This window comes from Prevotella communis (genome assembly GCF_022024175.1).
GTDB lineage: Bacteria > Bacteroidota > Bacteroidia > Bacteroidales > Bacteroidaceae > Prevotella > Prevotella communis.
In genome coordinates this window covers 446,728-466,993 of record NZ_CP091794.1, presented here as the reverse complement: position 1 = coordinate 466,993, position 20,266 = coordinate 446,728, and the positions used below count along the sequence as shown (strand labels likewise).

19 protein-coding genes are annotated in these 20,266 nt (G+C 49.2%); 12 read left to right on the top strand and 7 right to left on the bottom strand.

Going from position 1 to position 20,266, the window contains the following annotated elements; genetic code table 11:
* Positions 1 to 3 precede the first annotated feature (3 nt).
* The 5 genes from L6466_RS01820 (at position 4) to L6466_RS01800 (ending at position 6,654) form a co-directional block, all read left to right on the top strand.
* Positions 4 to 2,331 carry a TlpA family protein disulfide reductase gene (locus L6466_RS01820; protein ID WP_237802258.1) on the top strand — a complete coding sequence of 776 codons (2,328 nt, stop codon included), beginning with the start codon at positions 4 to 6 and terminating at the stop codon, positions 2,329 to 2,331.
* 86 nt (positions 2,332 to 2,417) lie between these two features.
* Entirely contained in the window at positions 2,418 to 3,635 is a 1,218-nt protein-coding gene (locus tag L6466_RS01815) for a hypothetical protein (RefSeq protein WP_237802259.1), read from the top strand.
* A gap of 47 nt (positions 3,636 to 3,682) precedes the next feature.
* Positions 3,683 to 4,732, top strand: a complete 1,050-nt coding sequence (locus L6466_RS01810; protein WP_237802260.1) for a TlpA disulfide reductase family protein — start codon at positions 3,683 to 3,685, stop codon at positions 4,730 to 4,732.
* Between the two features lie 79 nt (positions 4,733 to 4,811).
* Entirely contained in the window at positions 4,812 to 5,543 is a 732-nt protein-coding gene (locus L6466_RS01805) for an RNA polymerase sigma factor (RefSeq protein ID WP_237802261.1), read from the top strand.
* Positions 5,527 to 6,654 carry a hypothetical protein gene (locus tag L6466_RS01800; RefSeq protein ID WP_237802262.1) on the top strand — a complete coding sequence of 376 codons (1,128 nt, stop codon included), beginning with the start codon at positions 5,527 to 5,529 and terminating at the stop codon, positions 6,652 to 6,654. Before L6466_RS01805 ends, L6466_RS01800 begins: the two co-directional genes overlap by 17 nt.
* Positions 6,655 to 7,026: 372 nt before the next feature.
* Here L6466_RS01800 and L6466_RS01795 read toward each other — a convergent pair whose 3' ends face one another.
* Both L6466_RS01795 and L6466_RS01790 read right to left on the bottom strand, forming a co-directional pair.
* The gene (locus L6466_RS01795) at positions 7,027 to 8,703 is read right to left on the bottom strand and encodes a formate--tetrahydrofolate ligase (RefSeq protein ID WP_237802263.1); all 1,677 of its coding nucleotides are present in this window, start codon (positions 8,701 to 8,703) and stop codon (positions 7,027 to 7,029) included.
* Positions 8,704 to 8,790: 87 nt separating this feature from the next.
* The gene (locus L6466_RS01790) at positions 8,791 to 9,240 is read right to left on the bottom strand and encodes a GatB/YqeY domain-containing protein (protein WP_237802264.1); all 450 of its coding nucleotides are present in this window, start codon (positions 9,238 to 9,240) and stop codon (positions 8,791 to 8,793) included.
* Positions 9,241 to 9,477: 237 nt separating this feature from the next.
* Between L6466_RS01790 and L6466_RS01785 the strand changes: the two genes are divergently transcribed.
* The 3 genes from L6466_RS01785 to L6466_RS01775 all read left to right on the top strand — a co-directional run bounded on the left by L6466_RS01785 (position 9,478) and on the right by L6466_RS01775 (position 11,924).
* The gene (locus L6466_RS01785; protein WP_237802265.1) at positions 9,478 to 9,954 is read left to right on the top strand and encodes a GNAT family N-acetyltransferase; all 477 of its coding nucleotides are present in this window, start codon (positions 9,478 to 9,480) and stop codon (positions 9,952 to 9,954) included.
* Positions 9,955 to 10,104: 150 nt separating this feature from the next.
* The gene (locus L6466_RS01780) at positions 10,105 to 11,352 is read left to right on the top strand and encodes a hypothetical protein (RefSeq protein ID WP_237802266.1); all 1,248 of its coding nucleotides are present in this window, start codon (positions 10,105 to 10,107) and stop codon (positions 11,350 to 11,352) included.
* A complete protein-coding gene (locus tag L6466_RS01775) occupies positions 11,349 to 11,924 on the top strand; it encodes an RNA polymerase sigma factor (protein WP_237802267.1) in 576 nt (191 codons plus the stop codon). The genes L6466_RS01780 and L6466_RS01775 overlap by 4 nt, the downstream gene beginning before the upstream one ends.
* Positions 11,925 to 11,961: 37 nt before the next feature.
* Here the strand turns inward: L6466_RS01775 and L6466_RS14205 are convergent, their stop codons facing one another.
* Positions 11,962 to 12,084, bottom strand: a complete 123-nt coding sequence (locus L6466_RS14205) for a hypothetical protein (protein ID WP_255779884.1) — start codon at positions 12,082 to 12,084, stop codon at positions 11,962 to 11,964.
* A 6-nt stretch (positions 12,085 to 12,090) separates the two neighbouring features.
* Between L6466_RS14205 and L6466_RS01770 the strand changes: the two genes are divergently transcribed.
* A complete protein-coding gene (locus tag L6466_RS01770) occupies positions 12,091 to 12,348 on the top strand; it encodes a hypothetical protein (RefSeq protein WP_237802268.1) in 258 nt (85 codons plus the stop codon).
* Between the two features lie 127 nt (positions 12,349 to 12,475).
* On the opposite strand, the gene L6466_RS01765 is transcribed toward L6466_RS01770, so the two are convergent.
* The 4 genes from L6466_RS01765 to L6466_RS01750 all read right to left on the bottom strand — a co-directional run bounded on the left by L6466_RS01765 (position 12,476) and on the right by L6466_RS01750 (position 15,539).
* Complete coding sequence (locus L6466_RS01765) at positions 12,476 to 13,906, bottom strand: RNA-binding domain-containing protein (RefSeq protein ID WP_091813945.1); 1,431 nt, start codon at positions 13,904 to 13,906, stop codon at positions 12,476 to 12,478.
* Between the two features lie 214 nt (positions 13,907 to 14,120).
* Positions 14,121 to 14,342 carry a DUF2795 domain-containing protein gene (locus tag L6466_RS01760; protein ID WP_021852076.1) on the bottom strand — a complete coding sequence of 74 codons (222 nt, stop codon included), beginning with the start codon at positions 14,340 to 14,342 and terminating at the stop codon, positions 14,121 to 14,123.
* An 83-nt stretch (positions 14,343 to 14,425) separates the two neighbouring features.
* Positions 14,426 to 14,992 carry a cob(I)yrinic acid a,c-diamide adenosyltransferase gene (locus L6466_RS01755; protein WP_237802269.1) on the bottom strand — a complete coding sequence of 189 codons (567 nt, stop codon included), beginning with the start codon at positions 14,990 to 14,992 and terminating at the stop codon, positions 14,426 to 14,428.
* Positions 14,993 to 15,020: 28 nt separating this feature from the next.
* Positions 15,021 to 15,539, bottom strand: a complete 519-nt coding sequence (locus L6466_RS01750) for a hypothetical protein (RefSeq protein WP_237802270.1) — start codon at positions 15,537 to 15,539, stop codon at positions 15,021 to 15,023.
* A gap of 74 nt (positions 15,540 to 15,613) precedes the next feature.
* On the opposite strand from L6466_RS01750, the gene L6466_RS01745 reads away from it, so the two are divergent.
* The 3 genes from L6466_RS01745 to L6466_RS01735 all read left to right on the top strand — a co-directional run bounded on the left by L6466_RS01745 (position 15,614) and on the right by L6466_RS01735 (position 20,260).
* The gene (locus L6466_RS01745; RefSeq protein ID WP_237802271.1) at positions 15,614 to 16,357 is read left to right on the top strand and encodes an HAD family hydrolase; all 744 of its coding nucleotides are present in this window, start codon (positions 15,614 to 15,616) and stop codon (positions 16,355 to 16,357) included.
* Between the two features lie 31 nt (positions 16,358 to 16,388).
* Positions 16,389 to 18,455, top strand: a complete 2,067-nt coding sequence (gene metG / locus L6466_RS01740; protein ID WP_237802272.1) for a methionine--tRNA ligase — start codon at positions 16,389 to 16,391, stop codon at positions 18,453 to 18,455.
* Between the two features lie 86 nt (positions 18,456 to 18,541).
* A complete protein-coding gene (locus tag L6466_RS01735; protein ID WP_237802273.1) occupies positions 18,542 to 20,260 on the top strand; it encodes a glycoside hydrolase family 43 protein in 1,719 nt (572 codons plus the stop codon).
* Positions 20,261 to 20,266 lie beyond the last annotated feature (6 nt).

The following is a 20,266-nucleotide window of genomic DNA, read 5'->3' as shown; positions in this document are numbered from 1 at the left end:
TATATGAAATCAACAATCATCACTATTCTCCTTGCTGTCGCCGCTTTGACAGTGCAGGCCCAGACGAAAGTTTGGGACAACATAGTTATGGGCTATGCCAACGCCCCCATCATCAACGTGAACCGTGTAGCTCTCTATGCAGACCGCACCGATGTAAGCCTGCATATCGACTACCGTAAAGGTCGGCAGATGGGCTTCAGTCGGGGAACAGCCCTGAAAGCTGGTGGCAAGGAATATAAGGTGACTGGAGCCACCGTCATCAAACTGGACGAGCCTTACACGATGACGGAAGACACGCTGAATCTGACGTTGACGTTCGAGCCACTGCCTGTGACAACGCAGAGGTTTGACTTCACGTCGCCCGACGGTCTGCAACTGCTGAACATCCGCAATGCCAACAGCCTACCAGAGGATATCACCAACACCTACTGGCGCAACGAATCGACGGGCGACTGGATGATTGGCATCACACCGAACCACGTCATCTACAAGAATAAGGTGTGGGACATCGTGAGCCAGACGGAAAAGAAGGACGCCTATACGCTGACTATCAACGACGGCACAATCATCAAGGTCGGGAAGATGAAGAAAGGCCAGAGAATCATCACCATCGGCAAGGAGAAGCCCGCGACGTGTAGTCCTATCGTGACGGCTGCACTGCCCGACTACCCCACAAAGGATATGCGCAAGGGTTTTGTGGATAATGGCTACCGAACAAATGACAGCGTGACCATCATCGGATGGATGAAGGATATGCCCAAGCAGGCGTGGGAGCGAGGAAAGGAATTTTGCGTCGGTATTGAAAACATCTTCAGTGACAAGGAGGAGAGTTCTTATGCCAAGATGGACTCTCTGGGGCGCTTTACGCTGAAGATGCCCATTCTGAACTCCTCGCAGGTGTTCCTCGACTGGGGACGCACATCGAAGAGTACCCTGTTGGAACCGGGGAAGACCTATTTCTTCCTCTATGACTTCATGGCAGGACAGATGCTTTGGATGGGCGATGATGTAAGGTTGCAGAACGAACTGTTGGCCCATCCTCACGATTGGAATGAAGACCGCATTGCTGATAAGGAAGAAGGCAAGGTAACAGCTATGCAGTTCAAGGTGCGGACGGACGCCTCGCGAGCCGCCAGCATGACCAAGCTACAGAACTGCCTGACCCAGCATCCCAACCTCTCACAGCGATATATCGACTATCTGACCGGCTATTATCTGACCGATCAGGGCGAATCGATGATGCAGGCCCGCTTCTCCATACCTGGGTACGATCTTCCCAAAGAATATATGGACTATGTGGGCAACGAACTCTGGAAGAAAGCCTGCAAGCCCTATACGCTCTATCGAGATTTCAGTACCTTTATTCGTGACTATCTCAATCACCTCAGAGATCAGCAGCTAGGAGACTGGGGCGAACTCTTCAGAAGCACTGCCCTACGTTTAGACCAGCAAGGCGTAGTCACTCTAACCGACGATGAGCGTGAGGCGTTGAATCAATATGTAGCCATGCACAAGCAACTGGAGATTGATGTCAGGAAGGATATTACACAGCAGGAGCGCAACTCCATCATCAACGCCTTCAACACCAGCGAGGTTATCACCAAACTAAACGCCTTGATAAAGCGCCTGGGGAAACCGCTGCAAGACGAGATGAATCTTGCTAGTTACCGCCAAACATTGGCAGTCCTTGATTCCATAGGCTGCGACCGCACACTACGCGACATCTCTTTGGCACGCCAGTTCTATCGGGCTATCAACGAGTCGCGCGATCCCCTCCCCGATGTCGCTGTCAACATGATGGAACAGGAAGTGCAACTGCCGTCGGCCAAAGCTGCCGTCATGGCATTGCAAAACAAATATCTGGAAATACAGCAGCGTGACATCACGAAGTCGGGCAACCTGAAAGCAAACGATGACGTGGCAAATATGAGCGATGGCGAACAGATACTCCGTAAGCTCACTGAGCCTTATCGTGGCCGCCTCGTCTTGCTCGACATCTGGGGCACGTGGTGCGGCCCCTGCAAGGAAGCCCTCTCGCACAGTCAGGAGGAATACGAGCGACTGAAGGACTACAATCTCGTGTATCTCTATTTGGCCAACCGCAGCCCTGAGGATGGATGGAAGAATGTCATCAAGGAGTACAATGTCACGGGCGAGAATGTCGTACACTACAACCTGCCCGCCGACCAGCAAAGTGCCGTAGAGCATTTCCTGCAGGTCCACAGCTGGCCTACCTACAAACTCATCGACCGCGACGGAAAGGTGCTTGATGTCAATGCCGACCCGCGCAACCTCGAAGCGCTGGCAAGACTATTGGAGCAGATGAAATAAAACAGCCCAAAATTTGCCGGTATCGGCAAAAATCTGTATCTTTGTAACATGAAAATGAACTAAAAACTTGCCGATAGGTAAAAGAAATGAAGAAAACCATCCTAACCACATTACTCGCTCTCGTAGCTCTTACAGCGGCAGCGCAGGACAGGCTTATCCGTGTGGACAGCGAATCAAAGGATTTGCGAAAGGCCAGTTCGCAAAGAAAAATGTTTGACCGTGAGAAGGCACGGCTATTGATGCCGCAGGGCGCAGCCTTCGGCGTGGAGTGTATTCCGTCGTTCTCGCCCGAATGGACGCTGACCTACGACTCATTGGCCCAAGCGCTCGTATATAAGGTAGCAGAAAAAAGCATCTGGTATAGCACGTACGGGGCTATGCATAAAGAGAAGAAGATCAAGGGTAAGAATTATTCAGTACCGCGAAAGCGTCCGAAGAACTATATAGCACCAGAGGCAAAGACTTACTCGCTTGCTATTTCCGATGAGCAGGTGCAGCAGTTAAGGGCAATATGGAGGACTGCTGTTGGTGCTGCCGAGGACAGGAAAGTCTTTCTTTTGGACGGCACGAAGTGGGAGTACTTCATAGACGGTAAGTTTGCAAAGTCACATCGTAATAAGAACGTGCTTGTGAAGTTTACTAACGAACTGGCAGAAACAGTCCGTACGGGTAACGTGAGCCGCAAGGATTCTCTCTTTGAAGCATCCCAGAACGTCATCACTGGCCTGACCACTCCGCCGCCACCAGAAGTCTTGGAGCCAGGCACCGTGCGCAGACTCATCGTGATAAATGGCACACCACTTCCCGATTCTGTAGATTTCATCAAGAACGTGCCCAACACCATTGGCGAACTCGTGTATTTTAACAGGCATCAGCAGACCATTCGGAGTACCAGGTATTATTATAATGAGAAGGACAAACAATCCATTGAAGAGAAATATGGTGTGAAGGTAAAGGGCACTATTGCGGAATACACGACCTATCCCGATACGCTATGCGATGCCTACGTCCGCCAACATCCCGAGCTGATGGAGTCACGTCGCTATGTTGAGGGTTATGTATTGAACGAAGATGACAAGCCATTGGCAGATGTCTGGATTTATGTGGAAGGAAAATCGCAGATGGGCTCAGGTACGGCCTCCGACTCCACTGGACATTTCGCCTTCTGGTTGCCTCGCACGTGGCTGTCTCAATCAAGTGTCACACTAACGGCGTCTAATGGCCAGCATTGGATCAATAAGATTCCGATTACCGACACGCCCGTCACCATCCGGTTTGAATCTTCAAAGAAGAAAAAGAAATAAAAACTTGCCGGTATCGGCAAGAAACAGTATCTTTGCAACAAAAACCAATGCAGAAAACCATCCTAACAATGATTCTCGCCCTCATCGCAATGACGGGCTGGGCGCAAAAATTCACCATTAGCGGTGACCTGTCAGTCATGACCAACAAGTTCGACCTTCCCCCCGCAAAGGCAAATATCGTATATATATGGAACGACTCTTTGAAGGGTACGCCTATAGAATACGCCGTGAAGGACGGGAAGTTCGAGATAAGCGGAAACGTCAGCCGCCCCATCTATTCGAAACTCATGGTACAACTGGAAATAGAAGTTGAGGGGAGAAAAGACACAACTACCGAAGGTATTCCCTTTATCCTTGAGCCTGGTAATATCAAGATGGATAGCGAATGGGGGCTGTTGAAGGGGACACCCCTCAACGATGCGAGTATTGCGATGTGCATAAAATTAAGCGAGTTGGCGAAGGCTGGCGAGAAAGAGAAACTGAAACAGGAGGCTTTCAACTTCGTGAAGCAACATGCCGCTGACCCTGCATCAATCTTTGTCATCGTTCAAGCACCAAACTTTATGGAAGCCAAGGACATTCTGACTATGATAGATATGTGTAGTGAGGATATGCAGCACACCAATATCGATTTTTCCCTGCTGAGAGAAAAAGTGACGCTAGAGGCACATGCACCTCAGGAGGGCGACAAGTTTGCCGACTTCGCCGTAGAATACGAGGGCAAGACGACCCGTCTCAGCGACTACGTAGGCAAGGGGCAGTATGTGCTCGTAGATTTCTGGGCATCCTGGTGCAGACCTTGTCGCCAGGAGATTCCCAACCTCATCGCAGCCTACAACAAATACAAGGATCGTGGTCTTCAGGTTCTCGGCATCGCCGCTTGGGATAAGCCTGAGGATACCAAGAAGGCCATCGCAGAAGAACAGATTCCCTATCCGCAGATTATTAACTCGCAGAGAATTGCTACTGATATCTATGGCATCAGCGGCATCCCAGAAATCATTCTTTTCAGTCCTGACGGCACCATCCTTGCCCGAGGACTACGTGGAAACCAAATTGAAATAAAACTGGAGGAAGTATTCAATAACAAGAAATAAGCATCTAATTATCTGGTCGTTTGGATGTTTCTGCTCTTTCCAACTTAACTTTTATCCCCCTGCTGCGTAATATAGATGTATGACACGCACAGAATTCGAACATATGGCCGCACAACTGCGCCAGCGAGTACTGAAGGTTGGACTCGACTTCTTTGGCAACCAAGAGGATGCCGAGGATGCAGCCCAGGAGACCATGGTACAGCTGTGGCGCTACTGTGAGCATATTGACGCTGAACGGAATGTGGAGGCGCTGGCAGTCAAGATGGCAAAGAACTGCTGCATCTCTATGTATCGTAAGCGGCATCATGCCGAATCAGGGGATGAGGTCTTTGATTCCCTCCAGAATCACGCAAGCACCTCTGTTGAATCAGACCCACAGGCACAACTGGAAGCCGAGGACATGCAACGGATGCTGGATGCTGCCATGGCCCGATTGAACCCAAGGGAGCGGCAGTTGTTTGTGATGCGCCACGCAGAGGATCTCTCAACAGACGAGATAGCCCAGCAGACAGGCATCCCCAAGGCCTCCGTCGCCGCGATGGTCTCTACAGCACGCCGCAAGGTGATCATCGCCCTGCGTATCATTCTCTCTACAGCAGCCACCTATCTGGTGGGACTGTTCCTCTGGTTGCAGCAAGAGCCCGAGGCACCTGTAGAAACCGTAGCCAAAGAGCACCATACCGAAGAGGTCAACATCCCTTGTAAAGAGGGTACACTCATGGAACAGGCTCAGTGCTATCTGGAACAAAAGAGGAACCAGCCAAAGACCTATAGTATAATTAAAAAATTGCTTTATGAAAACCAACAGTAGAATTTTCATGGCATTGATGCTGGCATTACTCGCCACCTCATGCAAGAACAAGGACGACCACATGCTCACCGTTATCAACGAAGACGGCACCTGCAGTCGTGAGTATACTTTCAAGACCACCCAACAGTGGCTGGCAGCATCGGCCGACGAGGACTATGACAGCATCATCGACAAGAGTTGGGAGCGCACCTGGTCTGTACAGGGTGCTGACTCCGTACGCTACCCTGTGCCGCTGACTGAAGCCCAGCTCGACAGTATGCAGGAACTGGACCTCAACAAACCGTTGGGCAATATGCTGCTGGTGCACGCCAAGAAGACATATGACAGCGTGGAGGAGATGAGCGCCGAACTATACCGCTCGGATAATCATCATCTGAAGAAGGCGGAAGGCATCAAGGCCACCAGCACGCTGGAGAAAAGCTTCAAGTGGTTCTATACCGACTACACGTTCAGCGAGACATTCACCTACGAAGGCGAGCCCATATTCCCTATTCCCCTCAGCGACTTCATGAGTGCCGACACCGCCTCATTCTGGTTCACGGGTCAGCCCAACCTGACACAACACCTGAGTGGTGCAGAGCAGAAAGAGTTACTGGATAAGATTGAGAAGAAGATAAGCCAATGGAGCAATGCCAACTGGTTTTATGAAATCTGCAACATCATCATCGACAACTACGACAGCATCCAGAATACTCCCGTCAGCAAGGAGCGCTTCACCAGTCTGCGCGACTCGCTGGTTATGCAGCCCAGCGTACTGAATGGTAATGTCGAAGACAGTAATCCCAAGGCCTTCTTGTCATCAATTGAAGGCATCCTTCATACAGATGTCTATACCAACTTCCTAAAGACGTATGAAGGCGGACCTGCACAGTACGGACAACTGCTCTCCTTTGGCTACCCCTACGACCTCATGATGCCAGGCACCGTAACCGATGCCGGCATGGGCGAATATGATGGCAAGGTGATTCATTACCAGTTGGGCGGCGAGCGCCTCATCTCAGGCCCCTATACCATCACCGCCTCATCACGTGTCGTCAACGTCTGGGCCTATATCGTGACTGCCCTCATCATCCTCCTAGCCCTCGGCAGTTTGTTACTGCGCAAGAAGTAAAAACGAAGTGTCAAGATGATTAATAGCCAAAGGGTTTATTGTCTATTTTCCTGACACCAATGGTATATTAGAGGATCAATGTCTTGGAATACGATTCAAAACGGGTATAGGCAAACGGTTGTTGGGGTATAGGCACACGACCGTTTGGGTATAGGCAAATAATAGAAAGAAGACGTTTCTCTCCCTGCAAGCCTTAAGTATAATCTTATCGGTCACATGGTCACAGCTGTGACCATGTGACCACAGATATACAAAGCAAAGGCCAAAACTGTTATAATTAACTAAAACACAATAACTTACACAACATAAGACAATAATCAACAGCCCTAACGGTCACACGGTCACAGCTGTGACCGTGTGACCAGTGTCATTTTACGACAGTCCCTCAATCTCACCATTAACGATGGTGATACGCTCAGCCTGCGGACTCTTAGGCAGACCAGGCATACGGAGCATGTCGCCGGCAATGGCCACAATCATCTCACTGCCACAGTTGAGGATCACATCGCGGATGCGAATCGTAAAGCCCTCAGGCGAACCATAGCGGGTAGCATCGGCCGAGAAGGAGTACTGTGTCTTGGCGATACAGATGGGATAGCTACTGATATCCTTGTCGTCAGCAAAGATTTCACGGATAGCCTCCAGGCGTTTCTTACCAGTCTTGGTAAACTCCACAGCAGCAGCGCCATAGATGCGCTTACATACCTTCTCTATCTTACCTTCTATGGTTTCACTTTGAGGATAGGTGAAGTTGATAGGCAGAGGCTGGATGCGCTCGATGGTATCCACCACCTTCTGAGCCAGTTCCACTGCACCTTCGCCACCTTTCAGGAAAGCCTCGTTGACAGCGAAGCCCACGCCACGGTCCTCACAGTTCTTGCGGATGATACCAATCTCCTCGTCTGTATCAGAGTCAAAACGGTTCAGCGTCACGATGACAGGCTGTCCGAAGCCCTGCATATTGTTGATATGACGATTCAGGTTCTTCAAGCCCTCCCTGAGCCCGTCGGCATTGGGTTCCTTGATATGGTCAAGAGCCACGCCACCGTGCATCTTCAATCCCTGCGTCGTAGCCACGATGACCACCAACTGAGGCTGCAAGCCAGCCTTACGGCACTTGATATTAAAGAACTTCTCAGCACCCAGGTCGGCACCGAAGCCAGCCTCCGTCACCACATAGTCACTAAAAGTCATCGCCATCTTTGTAGCCATCACACTGGAACAGCCATGGGCGATATTCGCAAACGGACCACCATGAATAAAGGCTGGCGTCTGCTCGGTAGTCTGCACCAGGTTGGGCGAAAGGGCATCACGCATCAACACGGTGATGGCACCGCCCACACCCAGGTCACGAACGCGGAAAGGCTTGCCATCAGAGGTGATACCCAGGAGGATGTTTTCGATTCGACGACGCAGATCGTCCTCGCTGGTGGCCAGACAGAGGATAGCCATCAACTCGGAAGCGGGCGTAATGTCAAAACCGGTCTCTGAAACCACACCATCGCCACGCAAGCCCGTGACGATATTTCGCAAGGCACGGTCGTTCACATCGAGCACACGCTTCCAGTAAATCTCACGCAGAGAGAACCCATCCTTGCGGTGCTGATAGAGATAGTTGTCCAAGAGGGCACTAATCGTGTTATGAGCAGAAGTGACGGCATGGAAATCGCCGGTGAAGTGCAGGTTGATCTTCTCCATCGGCAACACCTGGGCATAGCCACCTCCTGCAGCACCGCCCTTCATGCCAAAGCAGGGGCCGAGCGATGGCTCACGCAAGGATACGGAAGCCTTCTTGCCTATCTTATTCAAGCCCATAGCCAAGCCAATGCTGACAGTAGTCTTGCCGATACCCACCTTCGTAGGACTGATGGCTGTAACCAGAATCAAACGGCTTTTCTTTACTCTCTCTTCATCGATGAGCGACACAGGCACCTTCGCCATAAAGCGTCCGTAGGGTTCCACCTTCTCAGGTGCTATGCCCAACTGTTCTGCAATGTCACTAATCGGTCTCAGCTCACTTTCGCGAGCAATCTGAATGTCTGTCTTCATATTTAGTTTTACGGGTTAACAAAAGAAAAGAAAAAAAGCAAGCGATGTAGCTGAAGTCACACCGCTTGTTTTTCTTTGAAATGAAGCTTAAGCCAAGAGTTTCTTTACAATCTCTGAGATGACTCGGCCATCAGCCTTGCCTGCCAGCTGCTTGCTGGCTGTGCCCATTACCTTTCCCATCTCCTTCATGCTTGTGGCTCCCACCTCAGCAATTATCTTCTTCACTTCAGCCTCAACCTCCTCATGGGAAAGTTGTTTCGGCAGATAGCTCTCCAACACTTCCACCTGTGCCAACTCTGCGTCAGCCAAGTCCTGACGACCGGCCTGAGTATAGGTAACAGCAGTCTCCTTACCTTGTTTAGCCAACTTCGAGATAATCTTCAGCGCATCAGCATCAGCCAATGTGTCGTTGGCCCCTGGAGCAGTCTTTGCTTCCAAGAAAACTTTCTTAATGTTGCGAAGCGTCTCAAGACGTACCTTGTCGCGAGCTTTCATCGCGGCCTTAATATCTTCACTAATTTGATCGAATAAATCCATAATACCGTTATTATTATCAATCAATACATATTTATGCTGCAAAATTAATCATTTTCCATCTGAACAAATCACTCTTCTAGAAAGATTTAGTTTTATTTAGCGATTATGCCAAGCAAAGCCAAGCAACTTTTTCGTCCTTAATTCATAAAGTATCGTAATATTGAATGTAAAAATACGAAAAAGTAAGGAATCTGCCGTACCTTTGCCGTTAGTTTAAAAAGATAACTTCGAGAGGGTATGAACAAGCCTATATTGCATAAGAAAACGTTTCAAGAGTTGACTACGGATGAGCTATACGAACTATTAAGGGTTCGAAGTGAAGTGTTCGTGGTTGGGCAGAATTGTGTCTATCAAGATTTGGATGGAGATGATCAGAACTCTATTCATCTTTGGTTGACATTGGGAAACAGAATTGTAGCACTGGCCCGTGTATGTCCTGCTGGAACTCATATGAAGGAAGTCTCCATTGGCAGAGTTATCACAACAGTACGAGGCAAAGGGTATGGTAAGCAGATTATGATTCACTCTATCGAGACAGCAATCAAACATTTCGGTGCGACGCACATAGACATTGAAGCTCAGGAGTATGCCAAGGGATTCTACGAAAAAGTCGGATTCAAACAGTCGTCAGATAGTTTTATGCTTGACGGCATTCCTCATATAAAAATGACTTGGACAAGATGTAGTACATTTGCCGCTGGATTTCGCGTTTAAAAAAGTAACACCCGCAACCTATATTTCCGCGATTACGGCGTATATATAATAAAAGGTAAAAATAAATTTGAAAATAAAATGAACGATTTGATGTTTCGTGTGTATGCTGTCATGAAATAACCCCAAAACAAGAACAGTATGAAACGGAAAATGATGACATTACTGGCAGCAGCCACGATGATGACCACAGCTAGCGCACAGCAAACAGAACGTATAGACAGGCACCAGATTCTGACCCTATACGGCAACGCAGAGAAGACGGATAGTCTTTACAACTTCTGGAACACCTACGTACAGGTTCATCCAAAGGATGAGGTGGCTTGGCGTAACCTCTTCGAGGTATCGGAGAAGAAGGTTTTCCGCTGGGTCAGCACCACCAAGGACTGGAAAGGCGGTGAGGATTATCGCAAGCAGCTGAACGTGGTGGGACGCATGGAGAAAGCCATCCCTGGCACTTACACCTTTTATTATAGTGCATACGAGGGCAGCTATCTGCCAGAAGAGGTAGAGAAAGAGGCAAAGCAGTATAATATGACAACGTTCTATATGCACCACGATGCCTATGCCGATTCGGCCATTGCCGCGCTGCCTGCCGATGCCTTGGCTGGCGACTACGAGCGCTGGATACAACACCTGATTCCGAAGTGTGACACCGTGAGGATGGACCAGTTGCTGAAGCGCTGCTATGAGAGCGGGCAGTTTCCAGAGGAGACGTTGCAATACCACTTCAACGAGCTACAGGGCATGGAGACGGGCGGAGTCTATTGTGGTGCCCACGAGGGCGACATCATAGGCAAGCTCATCCTGCAACGGGTGCTGGGCGTGCATCAGGACAAGATTCTCTATGACGAGAATGCCTCTATGGATCCCGAGTATGTGAAGGCTGTGTTTGGACACATCGGCATTACCTTTGATAAGGCGTGGTACTGGGAGGGATACGAAGACCAGATGGAGAAGCAGCGGACTATCATGCGCTACATCTTCGACCATTCCAAGCGACCCGTCTATCTGTCGGCCCACAACATGCAGGGGTATGTTTTGGGATATGGTCTGCCAGACGAGTTGAAAGCCCGCTTATACAACGAGGGGCTGACCATACGCTACTCCACCAAGCCCTACGACAATATGGCTGTGAAGCGTCGCAATATAGAACAGCGCTACCGGCTGGAGTATCTGCGCATGCCGTTCCATCCGAAAATGAAGGACACGCAGCTCTTCTCGTTTTCTGCCAATGCATACGCCATGAACTATATGCGGCTGTTGCACGACCAGCTGCCCTACTACAAGAAGCACAACCGGGAGCGCTATCAGTGGTTGCACGGCATCTTTACCGACATCATCGATCGGCTGGAGAAAGAGAACTACGATGTGGATGAATTCAAAGGCTATCTGAAATGAGCATCTTCCATTTTAAACCACTACGCCAGCAGACCGATGAACAACTGATGGCACGTGCTGCGGCAGGCAGCGATACAGCTTTCGAAGAGCTGTATCGCCGCTATGCGCGTAGATTAAAAGGGTTCTTCTTCCTACAGTTAGGTGGCGACGAGGAACTGGCAGCCGATGCCATGCACGATGTCTTTCTGCGTGCATACGAGGCAAGGAGCAGTTATCAGGAGGGACGCCGGGTTGATACGTGGCTCTTCACCATAGCCTATAATATCTGTCGCAACCACTATCGCAGCAATGCCTACGAGGCGCAACTGTTAGCCACCCTCGATGCTGAGCCAGTGAATGATCAGCAGATTGAGGTTGAGTTGGACGAAGCCACATTAGACCAAGCTTTGGAACAGGCGTTGGCAGAACTTCCCCCGTCATTGCACCAAATCTTCTCTCTACACTATCAGGAAGAACTGACAATTCCGCAGATTGCTGAGATTGTCGATATTCCTGAAGGCACCGTTAAATCGCGTCTCCACAAAACAATGAACATCATCCGTAAAAAACTCAAGAAATATGAAGATAAGTAACGAACAGATTATCCAGTCCGCCCGCCGTCAGCGTGAATCAGTAAACAGCCGTATGGGCGTTGAAACGTGGCATCCCCATCATCGTCATAGCCGTGGCATAGCAGCCGCGATAGCCATTGCCGCCAGTTTCATCAGTTTTATTGCTGGCTACGGCGTTCATGTTAACATGTCACAGTCTGACATCCAGCCAATGGCACAAAACATTCTTGTGCAACACGACACCATTGTGCATACCGAGACCGTCCGAGACACCGTGTATCAGACACGCATTGTCACTAAGTATGCAAAGCCCTTGACTGCTCAGACCTCTCCAGTAATCGACCAAATGGTAATGGATAATCAGATCATTGAGAATGATGCCGAACAAGCGGCTTGTTCCATGCTATGCGATAACATTCCTTATGCCCTATTGGCCACCCCATGAAATTGAAAATTAAACGAAATTATTAATTACAAGCCTGCCTGTAACAATTACTGGCAGGCTTGTCTTTCGGAATATTACATGTGGTATCCACGGAAAATGCGTTACGCAAATTTGTATAATTGTATTTTTAATCCCCTACCACTTCCCAATGGCCACCTTTATTTGGGCCTATATGCTTTATTTTACCAAACTCTTGTAGTAAATGAAGGTGCTTACTGATTCCACTTCTGGCCATTTTCAGCCTCTCAGCTATCTGTCTTGATGTTATATCCGGATTATCTCTCAAAAGTTTTATTATTCTTTTCTGGGTAGTTTCTGGTCCACTTTCTGGTCCACTTTCTGGTCCACTTTTCTGTCCACTTTCGGCATCTATGGACTGTAAAGTAGGAACATAAGGGATTTCTATGCGGTACACGTCCTGCTCCTCAATGACGGGTTCCTTACCATTAGCATATAGAGGAGTGTACTTGAACATCTTCCTCATACCACTACCAAGCTCTTCTACGATTCCCATCTGAGAGAACACCTTGGCTATCTTTGGGTTCTTACGATGCGGACGCATGGTCTGAAGATCGATATGCCCATAGACGTATGGAATATTCCAGTTCTCCGTAACGATGCTATCTCGATAGATAGTAAACGTCGTAGGATAAGCACTGCTATACTCACGATGTATAATCATGTTCAGAACCACCTCTCGTAAGATTGTGTCACGAAGGCTGAAACGCTGTATACCTTCAATATAGGGTTGCTCTGGCAGATGCTTCTTAATGAAAGCCATCGTGATAGGGTAAGCCTTCAGCAGATTGCAGCTCAACAATTCCCGGTCATCATAGAGTTCTGTATTGTTTACGCGGCAAAGCAAATCTATGCGATAAGCAGGAAGGGCTGTGGTGATGGCATGACTATTACCAAACAAAAGAATGGCAGCCAGCGTCAGTCCTTCCTTTCCTGTTTCAGGGTCAACAGCAAGCAACTCTGCCGAGCGTATGATTTCCTCGTTCGACAAATTGAGCCAAGGGTGCTGTGAATTCTCAATACGGATGCCCCGTCTCAACTCATCGAAGGCTTCCTCATCGAGATCCTTCATCCCTAACATCGGATATACCCTATCCTCAGTCTTAAACTTACTCTTACGTATAAACAAGTTCGCAATCTGTTCGGTACTGCGTAGTTCAAAGTCACCATCTTGGTTGCGGTCATAGAAAACACCTTTATAGCTGTGTCCCTGAGTGCTTTCTGGCACATAGAAGTAGATGACCTTCTTGCCATCTAAATCCATTGGTTCAAAGTTCAGATAGTAAGTAGGTTTGAACAACTGAGGGTTGTTCATATCCTTTGCCAACTGGTCTAACTGCTCCTGAACTTTAGAGGGATTGATACCGACGACGTTTCTATCATCATCAACTCCCAACACGACATGACCACCTCTGCGATTCAGAAACGCACAGATGGATTCATAGACCTTACGAGCCAAGCTGTCTTTCGACTCTTTCAGCTCGACTTCAGTTCCTTCGCCTTGCGATATAATCGCTTTTAGCTTTTCTGGTGTCATCATTATTTCTGTTTGACGCTGCAAAATTACAATTTTTCGTTGAGATTCTTTCACTACAAGGCTTCAAAATGCTGATTTTCCGAAAGTTTGTTTCAAATTGGCTCTGACAAGCCAAGATTTAGCACAAACTATATAAGACAATAAAACACCAACGAGACAAACAGATAGAATTTGCTTATCTCGCTGGTATTAAATAGTTTAGACTTAAAGAAGCCTATCAATACTCATCCTCGTTAAACAGGAAGTCTTCTTTTGTGGGATAGTCGGGCCAGATGTCCTCGATACTCTCGTAAACGTCACCTTCGTCCTCAATCTCCTGCAAGTTCTCGAGCACTTCGAGTGGAGCGCCCGAACGGATGGCATAGTCAATTAACTCGTCCTTGGTTGCAGGCCAGGGAGCGTCCTCCAGTTTTGATGCTAATTCTAGTGTCCAATACATATTCTTATTCTTTTTATGTTAGTCGTTTCCACTATTTTTGCCAATCGGTTCTTAAATTGGGCGCAAAAGTAGTAAATAATTTTTTATCTACAAGGTTTTTGCCACATTATTTCATGTTGATGAGCGTTAAAATTTATTTTTTTTGCTAAAACAAAGAGATAATCGCTCAACCGATTGACAAATTTAATGATATCCGTACCCACTTCTGCCACATCGGCAAGGGCATCAATACGACGCTCGGCACGACGGCAGACGGTGCGACAGACATGACACTGAGCTGCTGCAATGGTGCCACCTGGCAATACGAAGCCAGGGCATTCCGGCAGAATGGTCAGTATCGCATCAATGTGCTGTTCCAGGGCCTCCGTCTCACCCTCAGGCAGGATCGCCGACGGATAGAGTGGCGTCTTACTCTGATCGGTAGCCAGATGAGAACCCACGATAAAAAGATTGCTCTGCGTGTGAATCAGAAACGCACGTTCATCATCATCCTGAGACAGTTGGGCAACCAATAATCCGATATGTGAACAGAGTTCGTCGATAGTGCCATAAGCCTCCAGACGGACATCACTCTTCTTAATACGTATGCCACCCACCAGACTAGTCATACCTTTATCGCCTGTGCGAGTATAAATCTTGGTCATTTTCATAAGTTTTGAGATTTTAGGTAAGAGGTTTTTAGAAGTTTACGATATAATTTTGTTTCGTGCGCTTAGGGTCAAAGAACACGATGCCGCAGTAATAGAGGTCAAAGGTGACTGTTGCCCTTGGGTCGCGCTCAATACTGCGCCAGTATTCCGGGGCACGCCAGATATCTTGAATCACCACCACCGACTTGTCGCTGCATTTCGCGAACAGCAGTCTATAGTCTGTCTTGACAGGCACGATAGCCATATCCACCGCATCGGCATTGTCAACAATCTGCGCCTTGCGACATCCAGCCTGCAGATAATCATGGAAGCCCGTCTTATCAATAACAGTACGGGGCTGCAGCTCATTAGCCAGCCGGAAATAAAGCAGTCCCAGTTTGCGTCGCAGCCAGCGGTCATCCGGTCCCAACTCCTCATAGGCATAATACGGCCAGTGCTCGTTGATGACATAGCGCACAAAACGGTAGTCGGTAGGCGACTGGATGCCGAAGCCCCTGCAGTGCCCTATGCGCCTAAGCCATACGAATGCCTGTCGTAGTCTATTCATAGTTGATATCTGGAATTTAAGCGCAAAGATAATCAATTATTCCTAATTATTTAGTAACTTTGCAGCAAAATTTTATGATGATGACAGAAAAGATTAAAGTCATTGCCTTCGATGCCGACGACACCCTGTGGGACTGTCAGGGCTATTTCGAAGAAGTAGAGAATCACCTATACCGCCTTATTGCCCCCTATTGCGAGGATCCCAAGAAGGAACTCTTCAAGACCGAATCGGGCAATATGGCCGACCTTGGTTATGGCTGTAAGGCATTTACCATCAGTATTTTAGAGACAGCCATGCGCATAGCAGGCAACGACCTCTCAGTGATGCAGCTAGACGAACTCCTGCAAGACTGCAAGCGACTGCTCCACCTGCCTGCCACACCCCTGCCAGGCGTAGAAGAAACGTTGAAAGAGCTAAGGAAAAGACTCTGCGACACATCGGAGAGCGGTAGCAATTTTTTCACTCTTCACTCTTCACTTTTCCCTAAGTTCGTCTGCTTCACCAAGGGCGAACTGCAGGACCAGGAGAACAAGCTGAAGCGTTCTGGTCTGCTGAAATATTTCGATGATGTAGAGATTACCTCCGACAAGACCCAGCGTGAGTTCCTGGCCCTGTGCGAACACCAGGGGATACATCCCTCAGAACTGCTGATGATAGGCAACTCCCTGAAAAGCGACTGTGCCCCGGCACTGGCCATCGGCGCATGGGCCATCCATATTCCCTTCCACGTGACGTGGCAGTTGGAGCATTTTGAGGATATAGACCACGAGCGTCTTATAAAAGTTGATAAAATCAGCGATATTCTCAAATATATTTAGTAATTTTGCATCCGAAAAATTAATAATGTATATGGAACAGAAAAATTATAAGAGAATAACTGTGACCTCTGCCCTGCCCTATGCCAATGGTGGTGTGCATATTGGTCACCTGGCTGGCGTTTACGTACCGGCCGACATCTACGTACGTTACCTGCGTCTGAAGAAGCGCGACGTGATGTTCATCGGAGGTTCTGACGAACACGGTGTGCCCATCACCGTTCGTGCCCGCAAGGAGGGTATCACACCTCAGGACGTGGTAGACCGTTATCACAAGATGATCAAGGACTCGTTCGAGGAGTTCGGTATCTCATTTGACATCTATAGCCGTACCACCAGCGAGACACACCATAAATTTGCCGCCGAGTGGTTCAAAAAACTCTATGACGAGGGTAAACTGGTGGAGAAGACCACCGCTCAGCTCTACGACGAGGAGGCCAAGCAGTTCCTGGCCGACCGTTATGTTGTAGGTGAATGTCCCTACTGCCACAACGAGGGTGCCTATGGTGACCAGTGCGAGAAGTGCGGACGCGACCTGAGTCCTACAGAACTGATTAACCCCAAGTCAACCATCAGCGGTTCTACGCCTGTATTGAAGGAGACCAAGAACTGGTACCTGCCTCTGAACGAGTATCAGGACTGGTTGAAGCAGTGGATTCTGGAGGGTCACAAGGAGTGGCGCTCAAATGTCTATGGCCAGTGCAAGAGCTGGTTGGATATGGACCTGCAGCCACGTGCTATGACGCGCGACCTCGACTGGGGTATCCCTGTACCTGTAGAGGGTGCCGACGGCAAGGTGCTCTACGTATGGTTCGACGCACCCATCGGCTACGTATCAAACACCAAGGAGCTCTGCGAGAAGAATCCTGAAAAATGGGGCAACTGGGAGCAGTGGTGGCAAGATGAGGATACGCGCTTGATACACTTCATCGGTAAGGACAACATCGTGTTCCACTGCATCATCTTCCCTGTGATGATGAAGGCTCACGGCAAGTATATCATGCCTGACAACGTACCCGCCAACGAGTTCCTGAACCTGGAGAACGACAAGATTTCTACCTCACGCAACTGGGCTGTATGGCTCCACGAGTATCTGGTAGATATGCCTGGCAAGCAGGATGTGTTGCGCTATGTGCTTACTGCTAATGCTCCTGAGACCAAGGACAACAACTTCACTTGGAAGGACTTCCAGGATCGCAATAACAACGAGCTCGTGGCTGTTTACGGCAACTTCGTGAACCGTGCCCTCCAGCTCACCAAGAAGTACTGGAACGGTGTGGTTCCTGCTTGTGGCGAACTGCAGGATGTAGATAAGGCAGCCCTTGAGGAGTTCAAGGATGTGAAGGGTAAGGTAGAGGCGCTGCTGGAGCAGTTTAAGTTCCGTGATGCCCAGTTCGAGGCTATGAACCTGGCTCGTATCGGCAACCGCTATATCACAGAGTGTGAGCCTTGGAAGGTATGGAAAACCGATCCGAAGCGCTGTGAGACCATCCTGAACATCTGCTTGCAGTTGACAGCCAACCTGGCTATCGCCTTCGAGCCCTTCCTGCCATTCAGCAGCAAGAAGCTCCGCGAGATGCTCAATATCGACAGTTTCGAGTGGGAGCAGCTGGGTTCTACCGATTTGCTGAAGGCCGGACATCAGTTGGGCGAGCCCGCCCTGCTGTTCGAGAAGATTGAGGATGAGGTCATCCAGAAGCAGCTCGACAAGCTGGAGGCTACCAAGAAGGCCAATCAGGCTGCTGCCTATAAGGCCGCTCCTATCAAGGATACCGTTTCGTTCGACGACTTCGAGAAGCTCGACATCCGTGTTGGTTTGGTGAAGGACTGTCAGAAGGTGAAGAAGAGTAAGAAACTCCTGCAGTTCACTATCGACGACGGTACTGGTACCGATCGCACCATCTGCTCGGGCATTGCTGCTTTCTATGAGAAGCCTGAGGAACTGATTGGCAAGCGCATCTTGTTCGTAGCCAATTTTGCTCCCCGCACCATGATGGGCATCGAGAGTCAGGGTATGATTCTCAGCGCTGTGGATGCTGACGAGAGCCTGAGCGTAGTGACCACAACAAAGGATGTGAAGCCTGGTTCACAGGTCGGTTAAGACACAAGAACTGGGTTTTAAAGACACAAGAACAGGTTTTAAAGACACAGTAACATAATAACAGGTTATTAACATAATAACATGAAATGAAGAGGCTAATATTTTTGGTCATGTGGTTGCCCTTGCTGGCAATGGCACAGTACAAATCATCGGTATGGTGTCCGGACAATGGCGATGGCACCTATACCAACCCAGTGATTAATGCCGACTATTCAGACCCAGATGTATGTGTGGGAGCCAGTGGTGAGGACTACTACATGACAGCCTCCTCGTTTCAATGTACACCTGGTTTGCCTATCCTGCATTCCAAGGACTTGGTAAACTGGGAAATCATCAACTATGCATTAGGCAACCTCTACGAGGGCAATGACGCGCTCCTTGCCCATTTCAGCAGTAAGCCCCAGCATGGTGCCGGTGTATGGGCACCCAGTATCCGCTACCACAATGGCTGGTACTATATCTATTGGGGCGATCCCGACTTTGGCGTGATGATGGTGAGGACTCAGGACCCAGCAGGAAAATGGGAAAAGCCCGTGTGTATCATCAAAGGCGAAGGCTATATCGATACTTGTCCACTATGGGACGAGGACGGACGCTGCTATCTAGTCAACGGATGGGCAAACAGCCGTTCGAAGTTTGCCTCTGTACTGACTGTCCGTGAGATGAGTGCTGACGGCATGAGACCAATCGGACAGCCCGTCATCGTGTTTGATGGCAACGGCACAGAGAACCGCACCTGCGAAGGACCTAAGTTCTACAAGCGTGACGGCTGGTATTGGATCATGTGTCCTGCCGGTGGTGTGCCAGAAGGCTTCCAGCTGGCCATGCGGTCTAAGTCGCCCTATGGTCCCTACGAGCACAAGATTGTGTTGGCACAAGGCAAGACCAATATCAACGGACCTCATCAAGGCGGTTGGGTGCACACGAAATACGGTGAGGACTGGTTCCTGCACTTCCAGGACAAAGAGGCCTACGGACGCGTGGTACACCTAAACCCCGTAGATTGGAGCACAGGATGGCCGGTGATGGGAAGACTCACCCCCAACCCCTCTCTGGGCAGAGAGGGGAGTAGATACACCGGAGAGCCCGTAGTAACATATAAAAAGCCGAAAGCTTCGAGCACACTCATCCAGAATCCTGCAGAAAGCGACGAGTTTAACGATACGAAACTGGGGCTCCAGTGGCAATGGCACGGCAACTACAATGAAAAGTTTGGTACTGCCACCGCCTTTGGCTGCTATCGTATCTATAATTATAAACTGTCGGAAGGCTGGAAGAATTTCTGGGAAGTGCCCAACATGCTCCTTCAGAAGACACCTGCCGACGAGTTTACAGCAACGGCAAAGATACGTTTCACCTCGAAGGCCGACGGACAGATGGGGGGACTCATCATGATGGGCCTCGACTATTCAGCACTCGTGGTGAAGCGTGTAGGCAAGGCGTTCCAACTGGTACAGCTCACCTGCAAGGATGCTGATAAAGGCAAGCAGCAGACAGAGACCGTGCTGGCCACGCTGAAACCCACAGCAGAAGACAAGATAGACTATAAGCCCGGTATCCACGAAGATATCTACCTGCGCCTGCAGGTGACCAATGTCGAGGCAGGGGCTGCCCACGGCGGCAAACCTATGGTGCAGTTCTCCTATAGTCTGAACGGCAAGAAATTTCAGAATTGCGGCGAACAATTTAAGATGCGTCAAGGCAAATGGATTGGTGCGAAATTCGGTTTCCTCTCTGTAGAGACCAACGCTAAAGTTGACCGCGGATGGGTGGATGCCGATTGGATAAGAATAAATAAGAATTAAAGATAA

Bases quoted from the DNA above. Each gene is read 5' to 3' on its own strand.
- L6466_RS01820 (WP_237802258.1), top strand. From the start codon at position 4: ATGAAATCAACAATCATCACTATTCTCCTTGCTGTCGCCGCTTTGACA.
- L6466_RS01815 (WP_237802259.1), top strand. From the start codon at position 2,418: ATGAAGAAAACCATCCTAACCACATTACTCGCTCTCGTAGCTCTTACA.
- L6466_RS01810 (WP_237802260.1), top strand. From the start codon at position 3,683: ATGCAGAAAACCATCCTAACAATGATTCTCGCCCTCATCGCAATGACG.
- L6466_RS01805 (WP_237802261.1), top strand. From the start codon at position 4,812: ATGACACGCACAGAATTCGAACATATGGCCGCACAACTGCGCCAGCGA.
- L6466_RS01800 (WP_237802262.1), top strand. From the start codon at position 5,527: ATGAAAACCAACAGTAGAATTTTCATGGCATTGATGCTGGCATTACTC.
- L6466_RS01795 (WP_237802263.1), bottom strand. From the start codon at position 8,703: ATGAAGACAGACATTCAGATTGCTCGCGAAAGTGAGCTGAGACCGATT.
- L6466_RS01790 (WP_237802264.1), bottom strand. From the start codon at position 9,240: ATGGATTTATTCGATCAAATTAGTGAAGATATTAAGGCCGCGATGAAA.
- L6466_RS01785 (WP_237802265.1), top strand. From the start codon at position 9,478: ATGAACAAGCCTATATTGCATAAGAAAACGTTTCAAGAGTTGACTACG.
- L6466_RS01780 (WP_237802266.1), top strand. From the start codon at position 10,105: ATGATGACATTACTGGCAGCAGCCACGATGATGACCACAGCTAGCGCA.
- L6466_RS01775 (WP_237802267.1), top strand. From the start codon at position 11,349: ATGAGCATCTTCCATTTTAAACCACTACGCCAGCAGACCGATGAACAA.
- L6466_RS14205 (WP_255779884.1), bottom strand. From the start codon at position 12,084: ATGAACGCCGTAGCCAGCAATAAAACTGATGAAACTGGCGGCAATGGC.
- L6466_RS01770 (WP_237802268.1), top strand. From the start codon at position 12,091: ATGTCACAGTCTGACATCCAGCCAATGGCACAAAACATTCTTGTGCAA.
- L6466_RS01765 (WP_091813945.1), bottom strand. From the start codon at position 13,906: ATGATGACACCAGAAAAGCTAAAAGCGATTATATCGCAAGGCGAAGGA.
- L6466_RS01760 (WP_021852076.1), bottom strand. From the start codon at position 14,342: ATGTATTGGACACTAGAATTAGCATCAAAACTGGAGGACGCTCCCTGG.
- L6466_RS01755 (WP_237802269.1), bottom strand. From the start codon at position 14,992: ATGAAAATGACCAAGATTTATACTCGCACAGGCGATAAAGGTATGACT.
- L6466_RS01750 (WP_237802270.1), bottom strand. From the start codon at position 15,539: ATGAATAGACTACGACAGGCATTCGTATGGCTTAGGCGCATAGGGCAC.
- L6466_RS01745 (WP_237802271.1), top strand. From the start codon at position 15,614: ATGATGATGACAGAAAAGATTAAAGTCATTGCCTTCGATGCCGACGAC.
- metG (WP_237802272.1), top strand. From the start codon at position 16,389: ATGGAACAGAAAAATTATAAGAGAATAACTGTGACCTCTGCCCTGCCC.
- L6466_RS01735 (WP_237802273.1), top strand. From the start codon at position 18,542: ATGAAGAGGCTAATATTTTTGGTCATGTGGTTGCCCTTGCTGGCAATG.